Origin of the sequence: Pseudomonas fragi, assembly GCF_002269505.1 — a bacterium.
Taxonomy (GTDB): Bacteria; Pseudomonadota; Gammaproteobacteria; order Pseudomonadales; family Pseudomonadaceae; genus Aquipseudomonas; species Aquipseudomonas fragi_D.
This window is the reverse complement of the sequence record NZ_NQKQ01000003.1, coordinates 221,595-245,233: the sequence shown is the minus strand read 5'-3', so window position 1 is coordinate 245,233 and position 23,639 is coordinate 221,595. Positions and strand designations below refer to the sequence as shown.

Annotated in this window: 15 protein-coding genes and 1 pseudogene; 4 read left to right on the top strand and 12 right to left on the bottom strand. The window is 58.0% G+C overall.

The window, feature by feature from the left end; all coding sequences use genetic code 11:
* Positions 1-37: 37 nt before the first annotated feature.
* The gene (locus tag CJU81_RS04905; protein WP_254924774.1) at positions 38-1,645 is read right to left on the bottom strand and encodes a metal-dependent hydrolase family protein; all 1,608 of its coding nucleotides are present in this window, start codon (positions 1,643-1,645) and stop codon (positions 38-40) included.
* Between the two features lie 19 nt (positions 1,646-1,664).
* On the opposite strand from CJU81_RS04905, the pseudogene CJU81_RS04900 reads away from it, so the two are divergent.
* Positions 1,665-2,060 (top strand): annotated as a pseudogene (locus CJU81_RS04900) (NAD(P)/FAD-dependent oxidoreductase); the annotation flags it as partial.
* A 208-nt stretch (positions 2,061-2,268) separates the two neighbouring features.
* Here CJU81_RS04900 and CJU81_RS04895 read toward each other — a convergent pair.
* The 11 genes from CJU81_RS04895 to CJU81_RS04845 all read right to left on the bottom strand — a co-directional run bounded on the left by CJU81_RS04895 (position 2,269) and on the right by CJU81_RS04845 (position 17,494).
* Entirely contained in the window at positions 2,269-2,949 is a 681-nt protein-coding gene (locus CJU81_RS04895; protein ID WP_254924773.1) for an MFS transporter, read from the bottom strand.
* On the bottom strand, positions 2,942-3,748 hold the full coding sequence (locus tag CJU81_RS04890) for a hypothetical protein (RefSeq protein WP_095035726.1): 807 nt from the start codon (positions 3,746-3,748) through the stop codon (positions 2,942-2,944). The genes CJU81_RS04895 and CJU81_RS04890 overlap by 8 nt, the downstream gene beginning before the upstream one ends.
* Positions 3,749-3,761: 13 nt before the next feature.
* A complete protein-coding gene (locus tag CJU81_RS04885) occupies positions 3,762-5,201 on the bottom strand; it encodes a radical SAM protein (RefSeq protein ID WP_095035725.1) in 1,440 nt (479 codons plus the stop codon).
* Positions 5,201-7,855 (bottom strand): glycosyltransferase, encoded by a 2,655-nt coding sequence (locus tag CJU81_RS04880; protein WP_095035724.1) that lies wholly within the window; start codon positions 7,853-7,855, stop codon positions 5,201-5,203. Before CJU81_RS04880 ends, CJU81_RS04885 begins: the two co-directional genes overlap by 1 nt.
* A 546-nt stretch (positions 7,856-8,401) precedes the next feature.
* On the bottom strand, positions 8,402-9,019 hold the full coding sequence (locus CJU81_RS04875) for a dTMP kinase (RefSeq protein ID WP_095035723.1): 618 nt from the start codon (positions 9,017-9,019) through the stop codon (positions 8,402-8,404).
* A gap of 120 nt (positions 9,020-9,139) precedes the next feature.
* Positions 9,140-10,327: an MFS transporter gene (locus CJU81_RS04870; RefSeq protein ID WP_095035722.1), complete on the bottom strand. Its 1,188-nt coding sequence runs from the start codon at positions 10,325-10,327 to the stop codon at positions 9,140-9,142.
* A gap of 23 nt (positions 10,328-10,350) precedes the next feature.
* Positions 10,351-11,388, bottom strand: a complete 1,038-nt coding sequence (locus CJU81_RS04865; protein ID WP_095035721.1) for a Rieske 2Fe-2S domain-containing protein — start codon at positions 11,386-11,388, stop codon at positions 10,351-10,353.
* 101 nt (positions 11,389-11,489) lie between these two features.
* A complete protein-coding gene (locus CJU81_RS04860) occupies positions 11,490-12,731 on the bottom strand; it encodes a helix-turn-helix transcriptional regulator (protein WP_095035720.1) in 1,242 nt (413 codons plus the stop codon).
* Between the two features lie 150 nt (positions 12,732-12,881).
* A complete protein-coding gene (locus CJU81_RS04855) occupies positions 12,882-14,744 on the bottom strand; it encodes a long-chain-acyl-CoA synthetase (protein ID WP_095035719.1) in 1,863 nt (620 codons plus the stop codon).
* A 32-nt stretch (positions 14,745-14,776) separates the two neighbouring features.
* Positions 14,777-15,946: an acyl-CoA dehydrogenase family protein gene (locus tag CJU81_RS04850; RefSeq protein ID WP_095035718.1), complete on the bottom strand. Its 1,170-nt coding sequence runs from the start codon at positions 15,944-15,946 to the stop codon at positions 14,777-14,779.
* A gap of 111 nt (positions 15,947-16,057) precedes the next feature.
* Positions 16,058-17,494, bottom strand: coding sequence for a coniferyl aldehyde dehydrogenase (locus CJU81_RS04845; RefSeq protein ID WP_095035717.1), 1,437 nt, complete (start codon positions 17,492-17,494; stop codon positions 16,058-16,060).
* Between the two features lie 274 nt (positions 17,495-17,768).
* Here CJU81_RS04845 and CJU81_RS04840 point away from each other — a divergent pair, with 274 nt between their 5' ends.
* The 3 genes from CJU81_RS04840 to CJU81_RS04830 all read left to right on the top strand — a co-directional run bounded on the left by CJU81_RS04840 (position 17,769) and on the right by CJU81_RS04830 (position 23,595).
* Positions 17,769-19,322: an efflux transporter outer membrane subunit gene (locus tag CJU81_RS04840; RefSeq protein WP_095035716.1), complete on the top strand. Its 1,554-nt coding sequence runs from the start codon at positions 17,769-17,771 to the stop codon at positions 19,320-19,322.
* Positions 19,323-19,434: 112 nt separating this feature from the next.
* The gene (locus CJU81_RS04835; protein ID WP_176464800.1) at positions 19,435-20,547 is read left to right on the top strand and encodes an efflux RND transporter periplasmic adaptor subunit; all 1,113 of its coding nucleotides are present in this window, start codon (positions 19,435-19,437) and stop codon (positions 20,545-20,547) included.
* Positions 20,548-20,556: 9 nt separating this feature from the next.
* Positions 20,557-23,595, top strand: coding sequence for an efflux RND transporter permease subunit (locus CJU81_RS04830; RefSeq protein WP_095035714.1), 3,039 nt, complete (start codon positions 20,557-20,559; stop codon positions 23,593-23,595).
* The last annotated feature ends 44 nt before the right edge of the window (positions 23,596-23,639 follow it).

Below are 23,639 nucleotides of genomic sequence, written 5' to 3'. Positions count from 1 at the left end.
AGGCTCTCTCTGATGATGTGCATACAGCTACTGATGATTAGAAGTTCTTCTTATATACTTTCCCGCCTTTCATGATCAGGCTGATAGTTGCATCCGGGGTCTCCAGAAACGCCAGGCTTACCGTGGGATCACCCTCGACAACCAACAGATCGGCCAATGCGCCTGGTTCTATCCGGCCAATTTTACCGGGATATGGATTGCGGGCTCCTGACAGCCCCAACAGTTCTCCATTCATCTTTGTCGCCATGTTCACGACGTCGTGTGCGGCGTAAAACCGGGTCAGCTTTGCAAGCTGTCTTCCCTGAGTGGATGTTTTCTGCGGATTAAATAAAACATCTGTCCCCCAGGCCGTTTTTATATTGAAGCGCTGAGCAAACTCATAGGCTCTCGCGGTGCCCTCAGCCACCACGCGCTGACGCTCACGCCGTACAGGATCAGGGTAAACATTGGCATCTTCATCTTGCAGAAAAGGCTGAAGACTCCACCAGATATCGTTGTCTGCCATCATGCGCACGGTTTCTTCATCAGCCAGTTGACCGTGCTCGATCGATTTCACACCGGCTCGAATGGCGCGCTGGATACTTCTGGGCGTATACGCATGCACCATCACATAGGTGCCCCAATCGGCAGCGGCTTCAACCGCCATTCTTAATTCTGACTCCAGAAACTGGGTGCTATCGAGATGATCATAAGTAGACGCGACGCCGCCACCGGCCATCAATTTTAGCTGTGATGCCCCGAGCATAAGCTGCTCTCTGGCCCGTCTGAGCACTTCGGCATCACCATCGGCGATGGCGGCAGCACCCAGCTGTTCAGTCACGCTCAATGGCCTGAGTGAGTTGCGGGGAATCTCTGATCGCATCCTGAAATCACCGTGGCCAGAGGTCTGTGAAATCATGGCGCCGGAAGGATAAATACGAGGCCCTGCAATAACGCCCTCATCAATAGCACGCTTCAAGGCAAACGAAGGTCCCCCAGGATCGCGTACCGTCGTAAAGCCGCGCATCAAGGTACTTTCTGCTTCGCGGGCGGCGATTAAATGGATATAGCCCGGGTCTGCACTCATCGCGTCAAGTTGCGTGATGCCCGCTAACGTAGTGTGCCAATGGGCATCAATCAATCCCGGCATTACCACCCTTCGCCCGCAATCGATAACCACGACGCCTTCGACATCGGTATTGGCGGGCAGCAGTGAGTCGATCACGCCATCCTTGATCAGGATACAGACGCTATCGTCAAGCACAACGCTGCCGTTGAATAAGCGAAGATTCTTGAGCAACAGCGTGCTCGCGCTGGATTCAGCGTTCGAGCCCTGTCCTGAAGCACTCGATGGGCGCACTTCAGAAAGCTGCGGAGCTTTGGGTTTGAGACCGCTATAGACGTCACGTCGAGACAGATCGAGCATCATTCTCGCGTGAAAATCCTGTATGGCCGGTGAGCTACAGGTGCACAGGTCATGAACATCAAGTTCAACAGGCTGACAGTAAGTAAAACGCGAATTGGCCTTGGCAGATTTAAGCCTCATATCGAGCGTTCCGTAAGCATTTTCAGGAACAGAGACTATAGATCGAATTAAAAACACTGATCGAATAACGGAAAATCCTTGGCAAGGTGATCCCCTGCCTGCAGGCACCTGGGCATTCATCCTATCCACCCCTAGCCCAATCGTGCGTTCCGACAGTTTGATGGATCTGATCTTCGGCGGGCTTTACTCGGAAGACGCCCTGGAGACAGGTTTGACCACGGACAGGGCCGATATGCTGTTCGCCTCGATCCCGTACAAGGTGATGCCAAGCTTCCACCAACCTATCTTTGACGCGATCAAGGAGCGTGACAAGAACTTCTACGAGCGCCTGGCCAAGGCTGGCTTCATGCTCGATTTCGGTGACGACGAGTCTGGTCTTTTCATGAAGTATGTTCGCCGTGGTTCCGGTTACTACATCGATGTCGGAGCCAGCGAACTGATCGCTAACGGCACGATCAAGCTCAAGAGCGCACCTGGGCTTGGTGTCGAATATATCGAAGCAGATGCCGTCGTACTTAACGATGGCAGCCGATTACGGACGTATTGCGGACCAAGCACTGCAGGAGTCCGGGCTGGATGTCGGCGGCGCTGCATTTTTGATCGAGTAGTGTGTTGGCAACAGGCGCTGCTTAGAGCCGTTTGAATACACATCAGCCAAGGCCGTTGCGTGCAATGCGTCGGGCACTGGCACAAATAAACAGCATCATCACGATTGCCGCGCTGAACGCTGCGGTCAGGCTCCACTAATTAGCCACATAGCCGATCAGTGCCGGACCGCTCAGTAAGCCCATGTAGCCGATCAGGGTCACGGCTGACAGCGCAAAGTTAGCCGGAACATCGGTTTGGTTGCCTGCAGCGCTGAACAGGATCGGGACCATGTTGGACAAACCCATGCCGGTAAGGATAAAGCCTGCCAGCGTCACAACCGGCAGATCGATCGCAACGATCAGCAGCAGCCCGGCCGAGGCACAGGCACTACCCAGCATAAGCAAGCGTTGGCGACCATAAGCCTTTACCAGCCGGTCGCCATAAAACCGGCTCAATGCGACAGCGCTGGCATACAGCGTATAGCCGAACCCGGACTGACTTTTGTCCAGACCGCGTTCCATATGGAGAAACACGGCTGACCAGTCCAGCATCGCGCCCTCGATCAAAAAGACCAAAAAGCACAGTACAGCGATAAACAGGACTCCGGGATGGGACAGGGCCTGAAAGGCGCCGCCGCAATCGTCGCTATCCATTACACGCCTGCCCAGTAAATGCCCGCTGGCATGCAGGGCGAAGAGCGCAATCAGCATCACGACTAGCCCGACAGCCTGAATCGGCGCAAGCCCGGCGATAAAGAAGATGCCTCGTGTTGAACGCTGCTGGTGAAGATTGCCAGTGCCGTTCGCCGCGGTTACCGAACTCTTCGCCTCAACCAATGCTCTGTGCTACCGACAGATAGTCAGTGTAAATCTGTGGTGAACCGGAAAACGAAGCGAGTTGCTTCCACTCCTCATACATCTGCTTGGTATCGCGATGTGTTCGGGCGAATGTCGCGGCCTGATCGGTCGCAATATCAGGTTCTGGGTAGAACACATCCAGCGCCTCCAGACTTGTGATCTCCATCAGCACCACGTATTGGTCCAGCCGGTTTCCCCGTTCGCCTTTAAGCAAACGGAATTTCCAGTCGGGATAGTCCTCGATACGGTGGTGGTTCTGCGCGATAAAGGTCTCGAAGGTATGTGCCAGAACGCCCGCGCGCAACGCCAGATTGTGAATGCCGATGACCCGCTCGACAGGCGCTTGACCGGCACGTTCCTGGTAACGCGGACCACAGGCAACATTGCTTCTGGTGTTCTGCGCCAGCAATCGATAGTCGGTATAAAGGGTAGGCAATTCACTGAACGTGCCGTAGCGTTTCCACTCGCCAAGAATGTCCAGGCTTTCGGGATGCTCGAGCCAGAACTCATGGGCAAGCGTGGTCTTGTTGCCGTCTGCGTTCAGATAGAGATCGCGTTGCGCAGCATTGTCGACTTCGAAGAGCATGAGGTATTGCCCGGTCCTCTCCCCCCGAATACCTCGCAACAACGTCCAGTTCCAGCCGGGATAACACGCAATGTGCACGCCCTTGCGGCGCACAAAACTTTCAAACTGTTGCGGCGTAACGCCAGCCTCGGTATCGATGGCGATGTAATACAGGCTGAAAACCGGAGTGTCGCAAGTATCTGGCTTGGTCATCTGTGATCCCTCCTCAGACCTGCGGCGTGACGAACTGCGTGTTGATGATGGCTTCGACCAGCGTCACGCCGTCTTGCGTCAGGCTCACCCTGTTGTCTTCGACGGTCACGAGAGCCTTGTCCAGGAGGGTTTTCAGCGCAAGACTGATGATCGGATTGTCGTAAAAACTTCTGCCTTCGAAACGTTGCCTGAATACGGCGTCATCCACAGGGACTAGCGTGGAAAGCGCCATTTTGAAAGCGTTGACCTCCCGTTGCAGCGGCGAGACACCACGGCTCCCTTCGATGGGAAGACGGTCATCATCAAGCGCCTCCTTGTATTTTTTGTAGCCGGTGATGTTGATGGCCTCGGCACGGGTGCATTTCGAACTTCCGCCAAGCCCGATAGCGACTTCCGGATACTGGGTCTCGAGATCGGTAATGATCCCCTTCCATTTCTCCGGCTGCAGGTGGTTCTGATGAAAATACATTGTCGGGTGTTCGTGATAGTCGGGCGTAAGGTACTGCTCAACCAGTTCGCGCATCTGGTACTGCTTGCCCAGACCGGGAAAAGTCATGCTGTCGGTTCCGATCAACCCTTTTCGTTGCCAATGGCTTTGTCGGTCCCCTGAAACACCGGTTCGCGTTTTCATGAACTCTTGCATGTGCAACTTGGTGATAACCACATGGGAAAGCTCAAGATCAAGCGTCTTTTCCATGTCGTACTTTATGTTGTCTACGCTTTGGCCCAGCATGCCGTAGATAAGATCAATACTGACCCAATCCAGACCTATTTCCCGCGCATGGCGAATGGTCTCCTCGCACTCGGCGGCCGAATGCATGCGCCCACAGGCAGAGATGATGCGGTCATCGAAAGACTGGGCACCAAAGCTGATCTTGGTGAACCCCAGCTCCTTCAACAACAGGAGATAGTTTCGGTCAAGGCTGCCCGGCTCGCCTTCGAAACGCATGGTTGCGGCCGAGAAATTGAAATGGCGCAGGTAAAAATCCATCAGCCGACGCAGCTCGGGTTCCGGGAGCAGCGAAGGTGTGCCGCCAAAAATATTGAATTCGCCAACCTCGGCCTTGGCCAGGCTTGGGACTTTCTGAAGCCACATCCTGGCTTCCTTGATGTTGTAATCCACCAGATCCACAAACACTTGCCGGGATGAAGCACTTTTGGGATTCAGGGTAATCGTGGGGTATTGACAGAAATGACAGCGGTAGCGGCAAGTGGGAATGTAAGCCCACAGATGAATCTGCCTGGCCTGAGTGATATCGCGGTCCATGTCTGCAAAAAACGAAGGCATTGGATAGTCCGGGATATCGCCAGGAAAAACATGGCAGCCGAACGGATCATTGAAAACATAATCCAGAAAGGTACTGTTGACCGGGCGGGAAAGAAAATCATGTACCCGGGGCACTGGGTAATTCGGGTCGAGGTCGTTTAGAGAACCAAGCGCTTCACTGTTCATCAAAATACACCCCCATTGGCAAAATAGTTATGGGCTTCACCAGACTCGCGGTCTTCACAGAAGTAGTAGACGAACCGTTCGTAGTCCTCGGTTTTCACATCATTGAAGCAATCAGGCAAGGGCGGAGGAAAACCTATGTCCTCACCCACTGCACGGCGCAGCGCACTGAAAATTTCCTCGCGAAATTCGAAATAGAGGCGATAGGCCGGAGTCTTGTAAGCGTGTATGGGCTTGAAGTCGATGATGCGTGATTCATTTTTGATCTCATGAATACGCTGGTAAAGACGGTCAGCCACAGGCCCTGTGAAGAACAGGCGCACGGCCGTGTTTTCCAGCAGAATATGGGGGTTGAGTAACGCGGGAAGAACGACGTTCTTGGGGGCGTAGTCCTTGATCGAATAATTCCAGGCCTGGCGCGACTGTTCGGGGTTGGTGTCGCATTGGGAGGGCGTTTGCTTTTCTACATCCGGACGCACATCCTTCATGATGATGATCCCGTCCTGCCCATAGGCATTGCCTGTGATCACCTCGTCGAGGAGGGTGTCTACCCGGCGGCTGTTGATTTCGATACGCGACTCATGGGCATAAACCGGCTTGCCCCCCCAGGCAATGACTCGAATACCGAAATCCCAGTCGTCTGAGAGATGCTCTACAAAGCGGCCGTTTTGTAGCTGATAGAAAATTTCGATACCCCCCACCTTATCGTAGAAACTTCGTTCCACGGCAAAGCCCTTGCCATCCGGGAAACCGCCGAACAACGAAAACGACAGCTCACGACAGCGCAAAGTCTTCTGGATCTCTTTGAACAAGTTGGGACGCTTATGAAAAGAGTCTTCGTTGTAATAGTAATTACAGGTACCCAAGTCACCGTCTTGCTCTATCATTTTCTCGATCAGCGCGTGCAGCCAATAAGTGTCGACTGTGCAGTCGGCATCAGCGGATACAATGTAGTGTTTACTTTGGGTGCCCAGGCGCAGATCCCGCTGGGTTGCACGTACAGAGGCATAGTCCATGCCTCGCTTTCGCGCAGAGGAAACACCTTGCACGCGCTCCTGTATGACGTGGATATCCAGAGAGGGGTTATCCCCCTTGAAGGCGTTGATTTTCTGTACCGAATCATCGGTGGAGTTATTGTCAACGATGATCAGTTCATAGGTGGAATGGGTGATCAGCCCGTCCCGAGTCCTTTGACTGAACAGAGATTCGAGTACAGTATCGATACGGTCAGACTCGTTATAGACGGGCAACACGACAGACACGAATATAGCGTCACGCATAACACCTCCGGCATCATTCAATCCCAGTATATCGACGATATTATTGGAAAGGAAACGCCGACCAATTTCGAAGTTGTGCCTGACTATTTCCGTCGCCAGCTTTTTATTATTCAGTAATTGGTAGACCTCTTCGACGAACCTGTCATCAGGCAGCCCGTCACTCGCTTGCGAAATATCCATAACAGGCGCTTTAAACCCGTATTGACCATACACCTCATGGTAATATTCATAGCGGGTCGTCATGTAACAACGCTGGCTGCTGATGGCCTCTCCCACCGGGTTGCCGTAACTGTCATACCCCCACGACGTTAGAAAGGAAACCAGATCGCAGGCGTCATAAAGATCCTCGATGGTGATGGTGTTTTCTTTCGAGGGCATACAAGCGTGGGATAACGAACCGATAAACTTTACCAGGTGTATGACTTGAAGCTGTCTGGCAAGCTTATTCAACTCGGAAAAGTAGGCTGAGTGCTCATGTGGATCCCCCGCCACCACAAGATACACGTTACGCTCCCCGCCATTGCGAGCAAAAAGCAGGCTCAGTCGATGGATCAGCCAGATATCCCGGTCATGTCGCTTTTGAGGAATGATGCGTGTGGTCCGGGCAATCACCAAATCACTTTCTCGAATGCCCAGGCCGTTCCTGATATTAACCTTGGCGCCCTGCCTATCGAAATCGTAGGTGTTTTTGCGCACCACGACTTTAACCTGATGGTCGCACCATTGCTCAAGCCTGTTTTTCAAATGTTCATTGAGCGTTACATACGTGATATAAGGCGAGCGCACCGGTTTGACCGCGTGGGGATAAGGCTCTGCCCCATACTTCATAACCGTTTTTTCACTGTTCCACATCAAGTCGTGATCGCGCCAGATGACGAAGTTGCCCAGACCCTGATTCTTTCCGTATATTTCAATGGCCTGGTACAGCGCTTTTGTATAAATAATATTTTCCGGAAGTGTTCCATTTTCAACAAACACATAGCGTATGCTCAATGATTCCCATAGCTTGATGATTCGCCAGGCCAGGGACTCTGACAACTTCTGAATCAAGGTCAGTAGCTGCTCTCTACGCTCGGGAGAAACAGGAGTTCTCTGGCCGATCAGTACGTCATGCGCATGAGTAATAAATCCCACGCTGTAATTCGGAAGTGAATCGATACCTTCAACTCGGACGAGCGTAAATACACTTCGATAAATGTCTCGTTCGTCGCCATAGGGTTTGTTGAAGTTACCTTTGTCGACCTTGATGTCATAGCCCAGATCAAGATAGCACTTGATATCATTGTGCCCAAGACGCTTGGCCACTTTCAAGGCCTCGACAGTTATGCCCGATACAGCAACGGCATCAAATGATATGAAAATAGCACCAGTATACATACCCCTGCTCCTTCAATATCTCAAGCCTTCGTTGTTTGCCATGAACCAAACAAGCAAATTCAAAGAACAGTAGCTCTTTGATATAGGATCGGCCCCAACGAAAAGTGCAGGTGAATGTTGTGGCAAACTTCCTAATTCGCCGCCATCAAAGCTTGATGCAGCGCGCAGCTGGTCATGTCAGTATTTGTATTTGGAGAGCGCCATAAACACTTTGTTTAATTGAAAATACTCGTCTGTTCGGCAGCGAGCAAATTCGATTTTTCCGATATCGAGTCGGTACTCAAGCCTGAGTGATCGACAAATCGTCAGGCTCTGCCGACGCAGCCGCACTGGGCTGCCTCTTTGCCAGTTGCCAAGGCCACTGTCAGTCGGTTTTCCTTGGCAGCGTCCTGGATCTGTTGGAACCGTCCGTATTAATTAAGAGGCATAGATGACATGAATTCATCCGTTTTCACTAACAGAGCCATCCCACAATTCCTACAAACCAGCGCATCTGCGCGCAACAGCCTCTCTCAACCGTATCAACACCGGCGCGGCAAACTGTGTTTACGGGGCATTGAAGACTTTATGGATCTGTGAAACCACCTGCATCGTTGCGTCTTCGATTGTTCCTTCATTACGGCATAAAACCCAGCCGTGATCTGCAATCGCCCGCTCGAACGCCCGGGTACAATCGACATGTTCTTCCAGCTTATGGATCACCGTACTGTTCAGCCCGCGCGATCGGGCCGCTGCCCTCGCCCATGACATTTCAGGGGCGGTGACAACCCCGACATGCAGGTCCGGGACTTGCACGTTGCGATCAATGTTCAACTGGAGAATCTCTGCAAACGGGACTATCCGGCGAAATGCGGCATCAGAGGGGTACCAGCGATCGATCAGGATGATGCTGTCGGGTGGCTGTTTAGCCAATACATGCCGGGAAATCCAGCTACGGCTTTCAGCAAGGCGCTCACAAACCCGCAACTCTAATTCCCGGTCGGGATTTCTGACGAGTTTGTTCACGAGGGCCATTGTTTCACCTCGCCAGGGATCGCTTTTTTTCTCGCAAAGGCGGATGACCTTTTTGTTGTCTGCCCTCAGTGCTTTGGTGACGGCTTCCAGCAGTGTGGTTTTGCCAGATCCCTTGGGCCCATCCAGAGCAACAAACAGCGCACGATTCATTCTTCACATAACGATTAATTAATTGATGAACACTCTAACCTGATTGCGGGCTATCGGGTCTGACAAATACAGGCTTACAGCCGTTGCGGCCAAAGCCGTCAACCAGCAATCAACCAATTATCACACCGCTACCACCCGCTCGACTTCTACACCCTCCCCACTCAAGCGTCGGGCCAGCAAACAGGTAAACGCCAGTACCGGGATCACCGCACAAGCAGCGGCTATCGACAACAGCATCGTGTAACCCTGACCCACCAGTTGCCCGGCCAGTGCCGGCCCGGCCATGGAGCTCAAGGCAAACGCCCCGGGGATCAACATGATCGAGCGACCACTAGGATCCAGCCGCGCAATTGCAGCGGTCTGATACACACAGCCCCAGGTAAAACCCACCTCCCAGATCCATGCGCCCGCGGCGTACATCACAAAGCCCTCGGCATTGCCCAGCAATAACAGCCCGGTGCCCAGCACCAGCATGACGATGATATGCGGTGCGCGTACGCCCAGGCGGTCACCGATCGCAGCCAGGATCAGCGCCGCCGCGCCACCTAGCAGCTTCAATACGGCAAAAACGATACCCAGTTCGGTCGGCTGCAAGGCCAGGCCATGGCCCAGACGTTCCAGGAATGCCCACAGGCCGATTTGCCCGGCACCAAACAGGAAGAAAAACCCCAGCGCCGCATAAGCCGCCGGCGGAAATTGAAAACGTGACAGCACCGAACCACCCTGTGGCAGCCTGCTTTGGTCGATAAAGTCCTCTCGCCTGGGCAATGCCAGGGCACTGAGGCTTAGCAGCAGGATAATCGCTGCCAGCATCACGACGGCGCCGGTGTAGTGGAAATACGCGATTACCAGCGATGGCAAAGCAAACAACACGGCCGCCACCACGCCGAGTTCAATGCCCAGGCGCAAGCCCAGGGCGCGCTCCTTGTTGGCCATTTCGCCCATGATGCGCATGCCCAGGCAGGTCATGAGTGCGGCAAAAAAACCGATCAATGCCCACAGCGGCAACTGCGCCGTGGCGGGCAGCCATGACGACATCCAGTACGCCGTAGCGGCGCCAGTGGCGCAGCCCAGGGTCAGCCAGCGCCAGTTCAGGCGGTCGATCAGCACCACGGCCATCAGGGTGCCCAGCAGGTAACCGGCAAAACAGACTGCGCCCAGCAAACCGATCTGCTCGACGCTCAAGCCCTGGCTGTCGACCATCGAACCCAGCAGGATCGGCAAGGTATTGAACGGCAAACCGCCAATGGTCGAGGCGAAACTGGCAGCCAGCATGATCGCCAAGGTTTTACGACCACTCATGTTCATTGCGCGTTCCTGCCCGGGATGAATCAGCGGTGGTCGACGGTGATGATTTCGCTGCGTTCGGCAATCGATGCCGGCATGCTGTCTTCGTCCATAAAGAACTGGGCGTACCAGTCGCGCAGTTGATAGACCGGACCATCACCTTCAGCCAGCACCGGTTTGTCGACCCGGATCTTGTGCTGCCAGATCACCACGTCCTGATAGAAGGCATCGCGGTTGCGCAGCACGTAATCCTGGGCCAGCGCCCTGCTCTGTTCTTCGCTCCAGCCCGGAATCTTTTTCACCATGCAGCCAAAACGCAGCTCGAAACTGTTGGCGTCGATCGGTACGTGGCAATTGAGCAGGATCGAGTGAATTTCCATGCCCTCGAATACTGCGCGCATGCGCGTGAAGTGCGTCGCCGGGCCGTAATACGCAGACTCGGCAACCAGGTCACCGCCCAGCCGGTCAGAGTCACCGTGGAAAATCTGCTGGGCAATGTGGCCCTCGAAAATATTCGCAAAGTACTTGGTCGGAGTGCCATGCACCGGGCCGAAGTGCTGGGCATCGGCCAGATTGTCGACCAGTTCCCGCGGGTTGGTCTCGATGATCAGCTTGTCCATGTGCCAGTCATGCAGCCATTCGTCGCTGTCCTGCTCCGGCAAATGGGGGATCACCACGTTGTCTGCCGGGGCCTTGCCCTCAGGGTTGTTCCACACGAACAGCAGGTTGTTTTCTTCGCAGGTCAACCAGCGCCGGGTCTTGGCTTTTGGCGGGATGCGCTTGCAATACGGGATCTCGACGCACTTGCCAGCGGCGTCGTATTGCCAATGGTGAAACGGGCACACTACCCGGTCGTTTTCCAGGGTGCCCTGCGACAGGTCAGCGCCCATGTGCGGGCAATGGGCATCGATAACACTGATCTGGCCGCTGGCCGTGGCAAATGCCAGCAAGCGTGTGCCGAAAACATTCAGCGTGTGAAGCTGACCATCACGGTAGTCAGCGGCATCACCCAGGCAATGCCAGCCCCGGCCAAAGCGAGGGGCCAGAATACTGTCAACGTTGATTGCTGCGAGTTTGGTCATTGTTATTGTCCTCGTGTGAAAATCCCCGGTCCTGTACCCGCTGGATTTTCACCGAACCCGCTGCCGCCTTCATCCTCCGCATGGACTAACAATGCCTGCTTTCAGGCGCTGTTTTGCGTCAATCCGGTTTTTTTCCTGCTGGCCTTGGCGCCGGGCACTATCGCCAGCCCGGGTTTGCCCAGGGCAACCACACTGTTGAGGATGATGCGCACCAGTTCGGTCTGGCGGCGTACGCCGGTCTTCGAGAAAATCGAGCGCAGATGCGCCCTTGCCGTGTTACGGCGCACATTCAACGCCTCGGCGGCTTCTTCCAGCGACAGACCATTGGCCAGCTCCATTGCCAGCGCAGTTTCAGCCCGTGTCAGGTTGAACAGTTGTTTGGTCAGGGTTTCGCTGGCCAGCGAGCGCCCGACAGCGTCGCGGATATACACCACTACCCCTGGCGCGCCCTTGCCCTCGGCCCAGTCCCGGGTCGCAATGGCCTCGACGACCACGCCCAGGTTGATCTGCCCCGAGGGCCTGGAGACCGACATGGCTTCAGCCACCGTGCCTTGCTGCACATTGTTGCCGTCACCGGCAAAGGCGTTGCGGACCAGGCGTTGCAGCTCGCGGTTGTCGCTGGGATAGGTCGCCTCAAGATGCCCGCCGACCAGCTTGAGACCATCTGCCTGCTCCAGCAGCTCGCTGGCCATCGGGTTGAGGCTCAGAGCCTTGCCCTGTTGATCCAGCACGATGGTGGCCACCGATAAACGGCTGATTGCCTGCGAGTACAGTTCACTCATCGATTCACTGCGGTCGATCAGGTTGTGCACATGCATGGCACGGCGCAGATGCGGTATGAACATGCCGCACAGCGTGCGTTCGCTAGCGTTGAAATTGGCGGCGGATTTTGGTCGGGTGATGCGAAAACGCAGCTTGCCGCCATCAGGCGTGGAAATGTCAGCGCCCATGATGTGGTAGGTGTCATGAACGGTGCCATAGGTCTTGAAGTAAACCGAGCGGGTCCACTGCTCTTCGCTCATCAGGTCGTCGACGGTGAACACCTGGTCCATTGGCGGGTTGTTGAAAGGCGTGACCGCTTGCGGGTAGGCCCAGTAACTGACCTCGCCTTCGCGCTCGATGTCGCCGACCACTATCATCAGCCCCAGGTCCGGCTGATCGGGGACGCGCAAGATCAGGATGACATAGTTGGCCTGGTACAGGCTGCGCACATGACGCAGGGTCTTGGCCATCAGCTTGGGGTCCAGCGAGCCATCGTAAAACTCGCCGATGAGGCTGTCATACTCGGTCAGATTCAAGCCCATGTCTGCCAGGGTCTGAACACTCAAACCGCTATTATCCATCGCCCTCTCCTCACGGGACACTGCCTGGGCCCTGCCCGTTTTTTATTGTTATGCCGTGCCCGCAACCGCTGCTGACTGAGGTTCACCGATAGTCGCTGTGCATGGCCCGCGGGGCATCGTCCAAATGGCCTACCCCGCTTGCCCGTCCGGTCACTGGCCGGCATCACCGACAAAGGCGGCCAGGCCGATGCGCTCAAGCACCTGTGCGCTGTACGGCACATAATTGCGGCTGCTGTCATCGCGGATAAACAGCGGGTCGCTGAATGCTGCGGGGGCATAACCCTGGCGCTGCAGGTCAACCTTGCGCAATTTGAAGGTACTGGTCAGGTCCGCCGCCGCCGATACCCGCACAAATACCGGCGCAGCGTAACGCGGCAAGCGCGCCTCGGTCAGGGCATAGAAGGCTTGGGGGTCGAAGTCCCGGGCCGGCTGCATCAACACCGCCGCCATGCCGGCGCGTCCCTCCTGCCCGGGCACTTGCACACCATAAATATTGATCAGCTCTAGGCCCTCGAAATCACCCAGCGCAGCGGCTACCTCAAGGGTTGAAACGTTTTCACTCTTCCAGCGGAAGGTGTCGCCTATACGGTCGATAAAATACAGATAGCCGTCCTCATCAAAACGCAGCAGGTCTCCGGAGCACCAGTAGGCATCCCCCTCACGGAACACATTGCGGCGAATCTTGCCGGCAGTCGCTTGCGCGCAGGTGTACCCCTCGAAACGCCCGCCGCCGATCTCAGGATGATCGATGATAAAGCCCAGGGCTTCGCCCACCTCGCCCGTCTCGCACAGCTGGTAAAAGCCGTTTTCGTCCCGTGGATGGCTGTCGGTTTCAACGTCATAGCGCACCAGGCGCAGGTTGCTCTTTTCCCAGTACGGCACGCGGCCGCAAGCACCGAGGTAATTGTCGACGTTGACCACGTTGGTATTGGACTCGGTGGAGCCCCAGCCTTCAAACACCTGAATCGGCCCGAAACGACGCAGCCAGTTCTGCCAGGTCTCGCGGGTCAACCCGGCGCCGAGCATGCAGCGCAGGCTGTGCTCGCGCTCACCGGCCACTTCGGGCTGGTTGAGCAGATAACGGCAGATTTCGCCGATGTACTGGAAGACGCTGACCTGATGCTTGCGCAGGTCGCCCCAGAACTCGCGAACACTGAACTTGCGTCGCACCACAATGGCTGCGCCGGTTTTCAGTGCCGTGGAGGTCACCGAGGTGGCCGCCGCACCGTGGTATAGCGGCAGGCAGCAATAGAACACGTCATGGGTCGTGGTCTGCAGGGTGATTTCCATGATGTCGCCGGTCGACATCCAGCGCATGTGGCTGTAACGCGCCGCTTTCGGCAGGCCTGTGGTGCCCGAGGTGAAAATCAGCAGGCACGGGCTTTCGGCCCTCAAGTTGGCGCGCAGCTCACGGGGCCAGGGTGTATCGGGGGCAGTGACCAGGGCTTGAGCCAGTCCGGTATCGACCTGTGACGGCATGTCTGCGGTCCATGGCTGCTCGGCATCCGCCACCAGCCACAAGGGCACCGGCGGCAAGCCTTGAGTGGCGAGGACGTTGCCCAGTACCTCTTCGCCGACCAGCATGGCCTTGGCATCAATCGCCTGTAGCGCGTGCACCAATGGCCGGCCACTGACCTGGGTATTGACGAAACCGACCACTACACCGAGTTTGGCCAGGGCGAACCAGCAACAGAAAAACTCCGGGCGATTTTCCATGGCCAATGCGCAGACATCACCCGGGCGCAGGCCGCGGGCATACAAGACATGGGCCAAACGGTCGGCGCGGGCATTGATCCGGGCGTAACTCAAACGTTGCTCGCCGTAAATGATAAAAGGCCGTTCACCGTGGCGCAGGGCCTGCTCTTCAAGGCGATCGGCAAGGGTGTAGCGATCAGCCGGTTTGATCCGGGCGCTGGCAGCGGCCCGCAGATCGAGAGTTGCCTGCGTCTGCTCCCGCGGCACTACCCCGCGCTCGGCACTGGACAGCAGGGTTGCGTTGTTGAAATCGTTCATCCTTATCTCCAATGTTTACGCCACGGCGTGACTCAGCGTTGTGTGCGGGGCATGCCCAGGCCGAACTGGGCAATCAGCTCGCGCTGAATTTCATTGGTGCCGCCGCCGAAGGTCAGGTTCACCGATGCCCGCACTTCATACTCCAGCTCACCCAGCAGATAAGCCGCTGCCGAACCTGTTCTGGTCAGGCCGCTGGCACCGAGGATGGCTGACAGCTTGCGCAGGATCTCGATCGCCGACTCCGAGCCATAGACCTTGGTGGTGGACGCCAGGGCGACGTCCACCCGGTCACGCTCAAGGTCGGCCGCGATGCGAAAGTTGATCAGGCGCATGGCCTCAAGCCGCGCATAGCACTCGGCAAGATCGCGCTTGACCCAGGCCAGATCAGTGGCGCGATGGCCCTGCTCATCGGCGCTGCGTGCCCAGAGGTAGACGCGATTGAACAGGCTGACCACTTTGTCTGACCAGGCTCCCAGGCCCAGGCGTTCGTGGTTGAGCTGCGCAGTGATCAGTTTCCAGCCGCCGTGCAGCTCGCCCACCAGCATGTTGCGTGGCACCCGCACGTTATCGTAATAAGTCGCCGCCGTAGGGTTGCCGGAGGTCGGGATGACCGTGTTGGAGAACCCTTGGGCAAGCGTGTCGAGAATCAGGATCGAAATCCCCTTGTGCCGCGCCTGTTCGGGATCGGTACGCGCCGCCAGCCAGATAAAGTCCGCCGCATCGGCGCCCGATGTCCAGAGCTTGCTGCCATTGACCACAAAACCGTCGGCATCTTCGCGGGCGGAGGTTTTCAAGACCGCCAGATCGCTGCCGGCGCTGGCTTCGGAATATCCGATGGCGAAGTTGATGTCCCCGGCGGCGATCCCCGGCAGGAACTTTTCCTTTTGCAGCGCTGAGCCGTGGGCCATCAGCGCCGGGCCTACGGTACTGATGGTCACGAAGGGCAGTGGCGCACCGGCGATATTGGCTTCTTCAAAGAAAATCAATTGCTCGGTTGGGCCATAGCCCTGACCGCCATAGGCCTTGGGCCAGCCAACCGCCAGCCAGCCATCACGACCGATTTGCGCGATGGTGCGGCGAAACAGCTCGCCACCTTCGGTACCGCGCATCTGCTGACGTAGCTCGGGGGTCATCAGGTTCTGGAAATAGTCCCGGACCTTGAGCCGCAGGGCATGCTGTTCAGGGGTGAGATCGACAAACATGGGGACGCGCCTCCGGATGTTAGAAAACGTGCTTGTGTGCGGCTCACTCTAGGGCTGAACACGCCTCGCCGCTTCGTCTGTATGGACGAACAAAACAACCGTCTGCCAGCATCAATCCCGGGTGATCTGCGCCAGCATCGCCGCTTCGAAATGCTCGCTGTAGGGCGGCAACAAACCCCATTCGCCGCGCGGGTCGTGATCAGGTGCCTTGAGTACGGTGCGCAGGTGGCTGAACTGCAGGAAACCTTCGCGCCCGTGGTAGTGGCCCATGCCCGAGCCGCCGATACCGCCGAACGGGGCATCATGCAAAGCAGCGTGCATCATCACGTCATTGAGGGTGACACCACCGGACAGCGTGTGCTCCAGCACATAACGCTGCTCGCGGGCGTCGTTGCCAAAGTAGTAGAGGGCCAGCGGTCGTGGTCGCGCGTTGATTTGCGCAATCACCTGGTCAACCTCGTCATACGGCAGTACCACCATGGCCGGGCCAAAGATTTCTTCGTGCATGATCAGGCTGTCTTGAGGCGGGTCGATGACCAGTTGCAGCGGGCGCCGACGGTTTTGCCCATCTGCCGCCAGGGCATAGGGCAGGCTCAGCACCCGGGCACCTGCCTGGCGGGCCTGGCTAACGAGGTTTTCGACCCGGGCCAGGTGCCGGAGGTTGACCACTGCGACCACATCCGGGTTGTCGCTGACCTCGGGCACAAACCTGCGGTAAGCGCTGGCAAAGGCCTCGATAAAGCCTTCCAGCTGCTCACGTGGAACGTATACCAGGTCCGGGTTGATGCAGACCTGACCGCTGTTGGTGGTCTTGGACAGGGCAATGCGAAACGCCGCCGTGTCCAGGTCGGCGCTGCGGGCCACGATCACCGGCGACTTGCCGCCAAGCTCCAGGGTCACCGGCACCAGGTTTTGTGCCGCGTTGCGCATCACCGAGCGAGCCACCTCGGTGCTGCCGGTAAATACCAGATGGTCGAAGGGTTGTGCGGTAAAGGCCTGGGCCATATCGGCGTCACCGGTGACGACCCCCACCTCCAGCGGGTCGAACAGTTCGCCAATCAGTCTGGATACCAGCGCAGCCGTGCGCGGTACCACTTCCGAGGGCTTGAGGATGGCCCGGTTACCGGCCGCCAGCGCCGACGCCAGCGGGCTGAGCAGTGTGTACAGCGGCGCATTCCAGGTGCCCAGAATGCCCACGCTACCCTTGGGCTGGTACATCACCCAGGCCTGGGCGCCGAGCTGGTCATAAGGGCTGAAAACCTGCCGCGGTTCATCCTGCATCCAGCCTTCAAGATGGTCGCGGGCGTGCTTGAGGGAACCCAGTGCACCCAGTACGTCATTCATCAACGAGAACCCGCGTGGACGACCGCCGAAATCGGCATCCATCGCGTCGACCAGCGCCGGATGATGATCCACCAGCATGTCGATCACCCGCTGGATCCGCGCGCGACGTAGTGAAGCACTGACGGCGCCCTGGGCGTTGAACGCGGCTTTTTGTTCAAACAACAGGGCCGACAGGCCTTCGACGGCAGAAATTGCACAACTCATGGATGCCTCCTCAACTGAACAAGGGCCTGCACAACGCCCGAACCGAAAGCTAGCCCGGTCCTTGCGCCGGGCGCCTCGTCCATGTGGACGATTGGGCCGCCATTGCTTGCTCACCGGGCAATCGGGGCCGCCAGGATAGTCTCGAACCGCGCATAACCCGGGCTGGCCAAGGTTTCTTCTATTGGCAGTTATCACGCGCCTGGATTAACGTTCAATCCACCTGCCAACGTGACTTGAAGCCAGTCACTACGTGCCCTTTCAGGAGGGCTGCTGGATGTCCCGGCGTTTGCCGCTGAGTTTGCTGATGATTGCCCTCGCCGGTTGTACCGTGGGGCCGGACTTCGTACGGCCCGAGTTGGCTGCGCACGCCGACTACGCAAAACAGGCATTTACCACCACCGCGCAGGCCGATATCGCCGCAGGAGGCGCCGCGCAACGGCTGATCGCCGGCATGGATATCCCCGGGCAATGGTGGACACTGTTCCGCTCGCCGGAGTTGAACGCACTGGTTGAAGAAGCGTTGCGCGCCAACCCCAATGTCAGCGCCGCACAAGCAGCCTTGCGTCAGGCCAATGAGCGGGTCTATGCCGATCAGGCGTCATTGTTTCCCTCGGTGGGCGCCAACCTGTCGAAAACCCGTGAGAAGGTCTCCGGGGCCAGTACCGGCGCTGCGTCTGCGCCGATTCTGACCCTGAGCTCCGCATCCCTGAATGTGTCGTATGCGCCGGATGTCTTTGGCGGTACGCGCCGGCAAATCGAATCTTCCACAGCGCAGGCCCAATACCAGCGCTTTGCGCTGGAGGCCACCTACCTCACGCTCACTGCCAATGTGGTCAATACCGCAGTCAATCTGGCGTCCCTGCGCGATCAGATCGCGGCGACCGGGCAAATCATCCAGCTACAGAGCGACCAGCTCGACCTGTTGCAGGCGCAGCGGCGCCTCGGCGCGATTGGCGATACCGATGTGCTGACCCAGCAAACCGCCCTGGCGCAGACCCGCGCGACTCTGGCGCCATTGCAAAAGCAGTTGGCGCAAACCCGTAACCAGTTGATGGCCTACCTGGGCAGGTTCCCCAATCAGGACAAGGGCGAGCGTTTCACCCTGGCCTCCCTGCATCTGCCGCAAGAGTTACCGCTAAGCCTGCCCTCGGCACTCGTCGGCCAGCGCCCGGACGTGCGTTCCGCAGAGGCGCAACTGCATGAGGCGAGTGCCGATATTGGCGTGGCGGTGGCCAATCAACTGCCGCAGTTCAGCATCACCGGCTCATTGGGTTCCTCGGTGGCCAGTGGCAGCAAGCTGTTTTCCGCAGGCTCGGGCGTGTGGAGCCTGGTAGGGGGTATCGCCCAACCGCTGTTCGATGCCGGTGCGCTGGAACACCGTAAACGGGCGGCTGTGGCGGCGTATGACCAGTCCGCGGCGCAGTACCGCGGTACGGTGATTGCCGCGTTCCAGGATGTGGCCAACGCGCTCAGGGCGCTAGAGGCCGATGCCGAGGCGCTCAAGCAGCAAGTGGCTGCGGAGCACTCGGCCCAGGCCAGCCTTGCGCTGGTGCAGGCGCAGTATCGCCTGGGTGCAGTGGCTTATATCAACCTGCTCACGGCGCAGCAAACCTACCAGAACACCGTACTCACCCGGGTCCAGGCCCAGGCCGTGCGCTACAGCGATAGCGCAGCACTGTTCCAGGCGCTGGGCGGCGGCTGGTGGAATCGCCGCGACGTTGACCCTGGCACCCAGGGTCGCCCTGACCGCTTCGGCCTGCCAACCCGGGAAGAACTGATGCCGGCCCATAACAAGACCGTGCCTGCCGCCCCCACCCGGTTCGACTGACCGGCTCACTGATACAGCGAGTACCCCCATGGCTGATGACAAGACTGCCTCTGCCCCGCCTCCCGAGCCCACCGCACCCGGCGGTCCGCGCAAGCGTCGGCTGTGGCGGCCGATGATCATCATGGTTGTGGTCGTGCTGGTCATCGTGGCGATCATCGCCGGGGTCAAGTTCACCCAGATTTCAGCAATGATTGCCCAGTCGAAACAGCCCTTGCCCGCCGCCGTGGTCACGGCCCTGAAGGTGCCGTTTGACGACTGGCAGCCAACGGTCTCCGCTATCGGCTCGATGAAGGCCGTGCGCGGGGTGGATGTGACCACCGAAGTGGGCGGTATTGTGCGCAGTGTCGGTTTTACTCCGGGCCAGGAGGTGCAAGACCAGGCGCTGCTGGTGCAATTGAATGCCGACTCGGACATCGCCCAGCTCCACTCGCTGGAAGCCACGGCGGACCTGGCTGCCATTGTTCTCAAGCGTGACCGCGCGCAACTGGCGGTCAACGCCGTGTCCCAGGCACAAGTGGACAGCGACAGCGCCGACCTTAAAGCCAAGCTGGCCGCTGCAGAGCAGCAGCGCGCACTGGTGGCGAAAAAAACCATTCGCGCCCCCTTCGCCGGACGTATCGGGATTACCGCCGTCAACCCCGGGCAATACCTCAACCCGGGCGATAAAATCGCCACGCTGCAGACCTTCGACCCCATTTACATCGACTTCAACGTGCCCCAGACCCAACTGGAAGCGATTGTCGTCGGGCAAAAAGTTTCGGTGAGCGCCGACGGTCTCTCCAATCAGACCTTCACGGGGCAGGTCAGTACCATCGACACCCGGTTCGACCCGACCACGCGCAACGTCACGGTCGAAGCCAGCGTTGCCAACCCCGGCAAAAAACTGGTGCCTGGCATGTTTGCCCGTGCGGTTGTCGACTCGGGGGCGGTGCTGCGCTACCTGACCGTGCCACAGACAGCGGTCACCTATAACCCCTACGGCACCACCGTTTTTATCGCGTTGTCGAGCAAGAACGACAAGGGTGAAGACGTACTCACGGCGCAACAGACCTTTATCAAGACTGGACCGACCCGTGGCGATCAGGTCGCCATCCTGTCCGGCGTTAAGGAAGGCGACCTGTTGATCACCAGTGGCCAGATGAAACTCAAAAATGGCTCGCCGGTGCAGATCGATAACAGTGCCGCGCCGCTCAACGATGCGGCACCAACGCCTCAAGAACACTAAAGGTGACCCATGAAGCTCACCGATATCTTTATTCAGCGCCCGGTCTGGGCCGTGGTGGTTTCGCTGTTTATTCTCATCCTGGGGCTGCGTTCGATTTTCGAGCTGCCCGTCAACCAATGGCCGCGCACCGAAAATGCGGTCGTGACCATTACAACCGCCTACTACGGTGCCGATGCGGCCACAGTCGCCGGCTTTATCACCCAGCCGCTGGAGTCGGCGATCGCCCAGGCCCAGGGCATCGATTATCTGTCGTCGTCGAGCATTACCGGGGTCTCGACCATCACCGCCACGCTGCGGCTGAACTTCGACGCCAGCAAGGCCCTGACCGAGATCAACACCCAGGTCAACTCGGTGAAAAACCAGCTACCGGCCCAGGCCCAGGAGCCGGTGCTATCTGTCGCGGTCGGGCAAACCACGGATGCCATGTACCTGGGGTTCTACAGCGACACCCTGCCCACCAATAACATCACCGACTACTTGGTGCGGGTGGTCAAACCCAAGCTCGACTCGATCCAGGGCGTGCAAACCGCAGAAATCCTCGGCGGGCGCCAGTTCGCCCTGCGCGCCTGGCTGGACCCGGACAAACTGGCCGCCCATGACGTCACCGCCCAGGACGTAGCCACGGCACTGGCCAACAATAACTACTTATCTGCCGTCGGTTCGACCCGAGGGCAGATGGTCACGGTCGACCTGACGGCAGGCACCGACTTGCACACGGTGGATGAATTCAAACGGCTGGTGATCAAGAACAACGACGATGCCCTGGTGTACCTGGAAGATGTCGCGACCGTGACCCTGGGCGCAGAAAGCTACGACAGCAGCGTGGCGTTTTCCGGCAAACGTTCGGTGTTTATCGGTATCAAGGCAGCGCCCAATGCCAACATCCTCAGCGTCGCCACCAGCGTGCGCAACGCCTTCCCCGAACTGCAGGCGCAATTGCCTGCCGGCGTGCGCGGCGAAATCGTCTACGACTCTACGGCGTTCATCAACACGTCGATTGTCGAGGTGGTCAAGACCCTGGCCGAAGCCATGGTCATTGTGTCAGTGGTCATTTACCTGTTCCTCGGTTCCTTCCGAGCCGTGATCGTGCCTCTGGTGGCGATACCGCTGTCGTTGGTCGGCACATTCTTTGTCATGTACCTGCTGGGTTATTCGATCAACCTGCTGACCTTGCTTGCACTGGTTCTCGCCATTGGCCTGGTGGTGGACGACGCAATTATCGTGGTGGAAAACGTTGACCGGCATATCAAGGAGCAAGGCAAAAGTGTATTTGAAGCCGCACTGGTGGCGGCGCGGGAACTGGGTGGCCCGATCATTGCGATGACCGTCGTGTTGATTGCCGCCTACGTGCCGATCGGGCTACGCAGCGGCCTGACGGGGGCACTGTTCAAGGAGTTCTGTTTTTCCCTGGCCGGTGCGGTAACCGTGTCGGCGGTGGTGGCCTTGACGCTGTCGCCGATGATGACCTCCCGGTTGTTGAAATCCGGGCAGGATGAAGGTCGCTTCGCGCGCAGGCTCGATCAATACTTTGACTGGCTGCGCCGGCGTTACCATCGCGTCCTGTCCGCTGGCCTGGACGTCTGGCCAGTGCTGGTGACATTTGGTTTTGTCCTGTTTGTGCTGGTTGCCGCCAGTGGCATGACCGCCAAGAGCGAACTGTCACCGACCGAGGACCAGGGGCTGGTGTTTATGATGATCAAAGGCCCGCCGACGGCAGCGCCCCAGCAGATGGAGCGCATCGCCGACCAGGCGTTCCAGATCGCCAACAAGGAACCTGAATACGCGCAAATGTTCCAGCTGACCGGGCTGCCTGCCCTCAATCAGGGCCTGGGCGGGGTCTTGCTCAAGCCCTGGAACGAACGCACCCGCTCCCAGGCCGAGCTGATCATGGACCTGCAGAAAAAATGGAATCAAGTGCCGGGGGCCACCGTCGCCGCCTTTCCATTGCCTTCGTTGCCAGGCGCCCAGGGCTTGCCGGTGCAGTTTGTGATCACCACCACCGACTCGGTAGAGAACCTCAACGAAGTGGCTCAGGCGGTAATGGCTGAGGCTCAGAAACAACAACTGTTCTGGTTTGCCGACATGGACCTGAAACTGGACAAGCCGCAGGCCAGACTGGTAGTCGACCGGGAAAAAATTGCTGCGCTGGGCATGACCCAGGCTGATGTCGGTGCCGCCCTGTCCGCGGCTTTGGGTGGCAACTACGTAAACTACTTCTCAACCGCCGGGCGCTCATACAAGGTCATCCCGCAAGTGCTGCAGGTTGACCGGCTCAACCCCGGGCAGATTCTCGATTACTACATCCGTACGCCCGCCGGTGTGATGATTCCGGCGCGCACCGTGGCGCATATCGAAACCTCGACCCAACCCGAGTCGATCAACCACTTCCAGCAGTTGAACTCGGCGACCCTCTCGGGCGTCAGCGGCGTGTCCCAGGGCGAGTTGCTGGCAAAGCTCAACACCATTCTGAGCAATATTGCGCCCTCGGGTTACACCTCGGACTTTTCCGGTGAGTCGCGTCAGTTCATGCAAGAGTCAGGTGGTTTTGTCGGCTTGCTGATGTTCTCGATTTTGATCGTCTACCTGGCGCTGGCCTTCCAGTTCGAGAGCTTTCGCGATCCGGTGGTGATCCTGTTCTCGGTGCCGCCGGCACTGTTTGGTGCGCTGGCTTTTATCACCATGGGTTTTGCCTCGATCAATGTGTATACCCAGGTGGGCCTGGTGACGTTGCTGGGGCTGATCACCAAACACGGGATCCTGATCGTGCAATTTGCCAATGAACTGCAACGCGCAGGCCGCAGCAAGCGTGAGGCCATTGAAGAAGCCGCCGGCGTACGGCTGCGGCCAATCCTGATGACCACGGCCGCCATGGTACTGGGCGTAGTGCCGCTGGTATGGGCTTCCGGTGCCGGTGCTGCAGGGCGCCATGACATGGGCCTGGTCATTTTCGCAGGGCTGTCCATTGGCACCCTGCTGACGCTGTTCATGGTGCCGGCGATGTACATGTTTATCGGCACTGCCCATCACCGGGAGGTGGTTGAACCCTGAGGGAGGCATGACATCACAGAACGTGTCGGAGCTGGCTTGCCTGC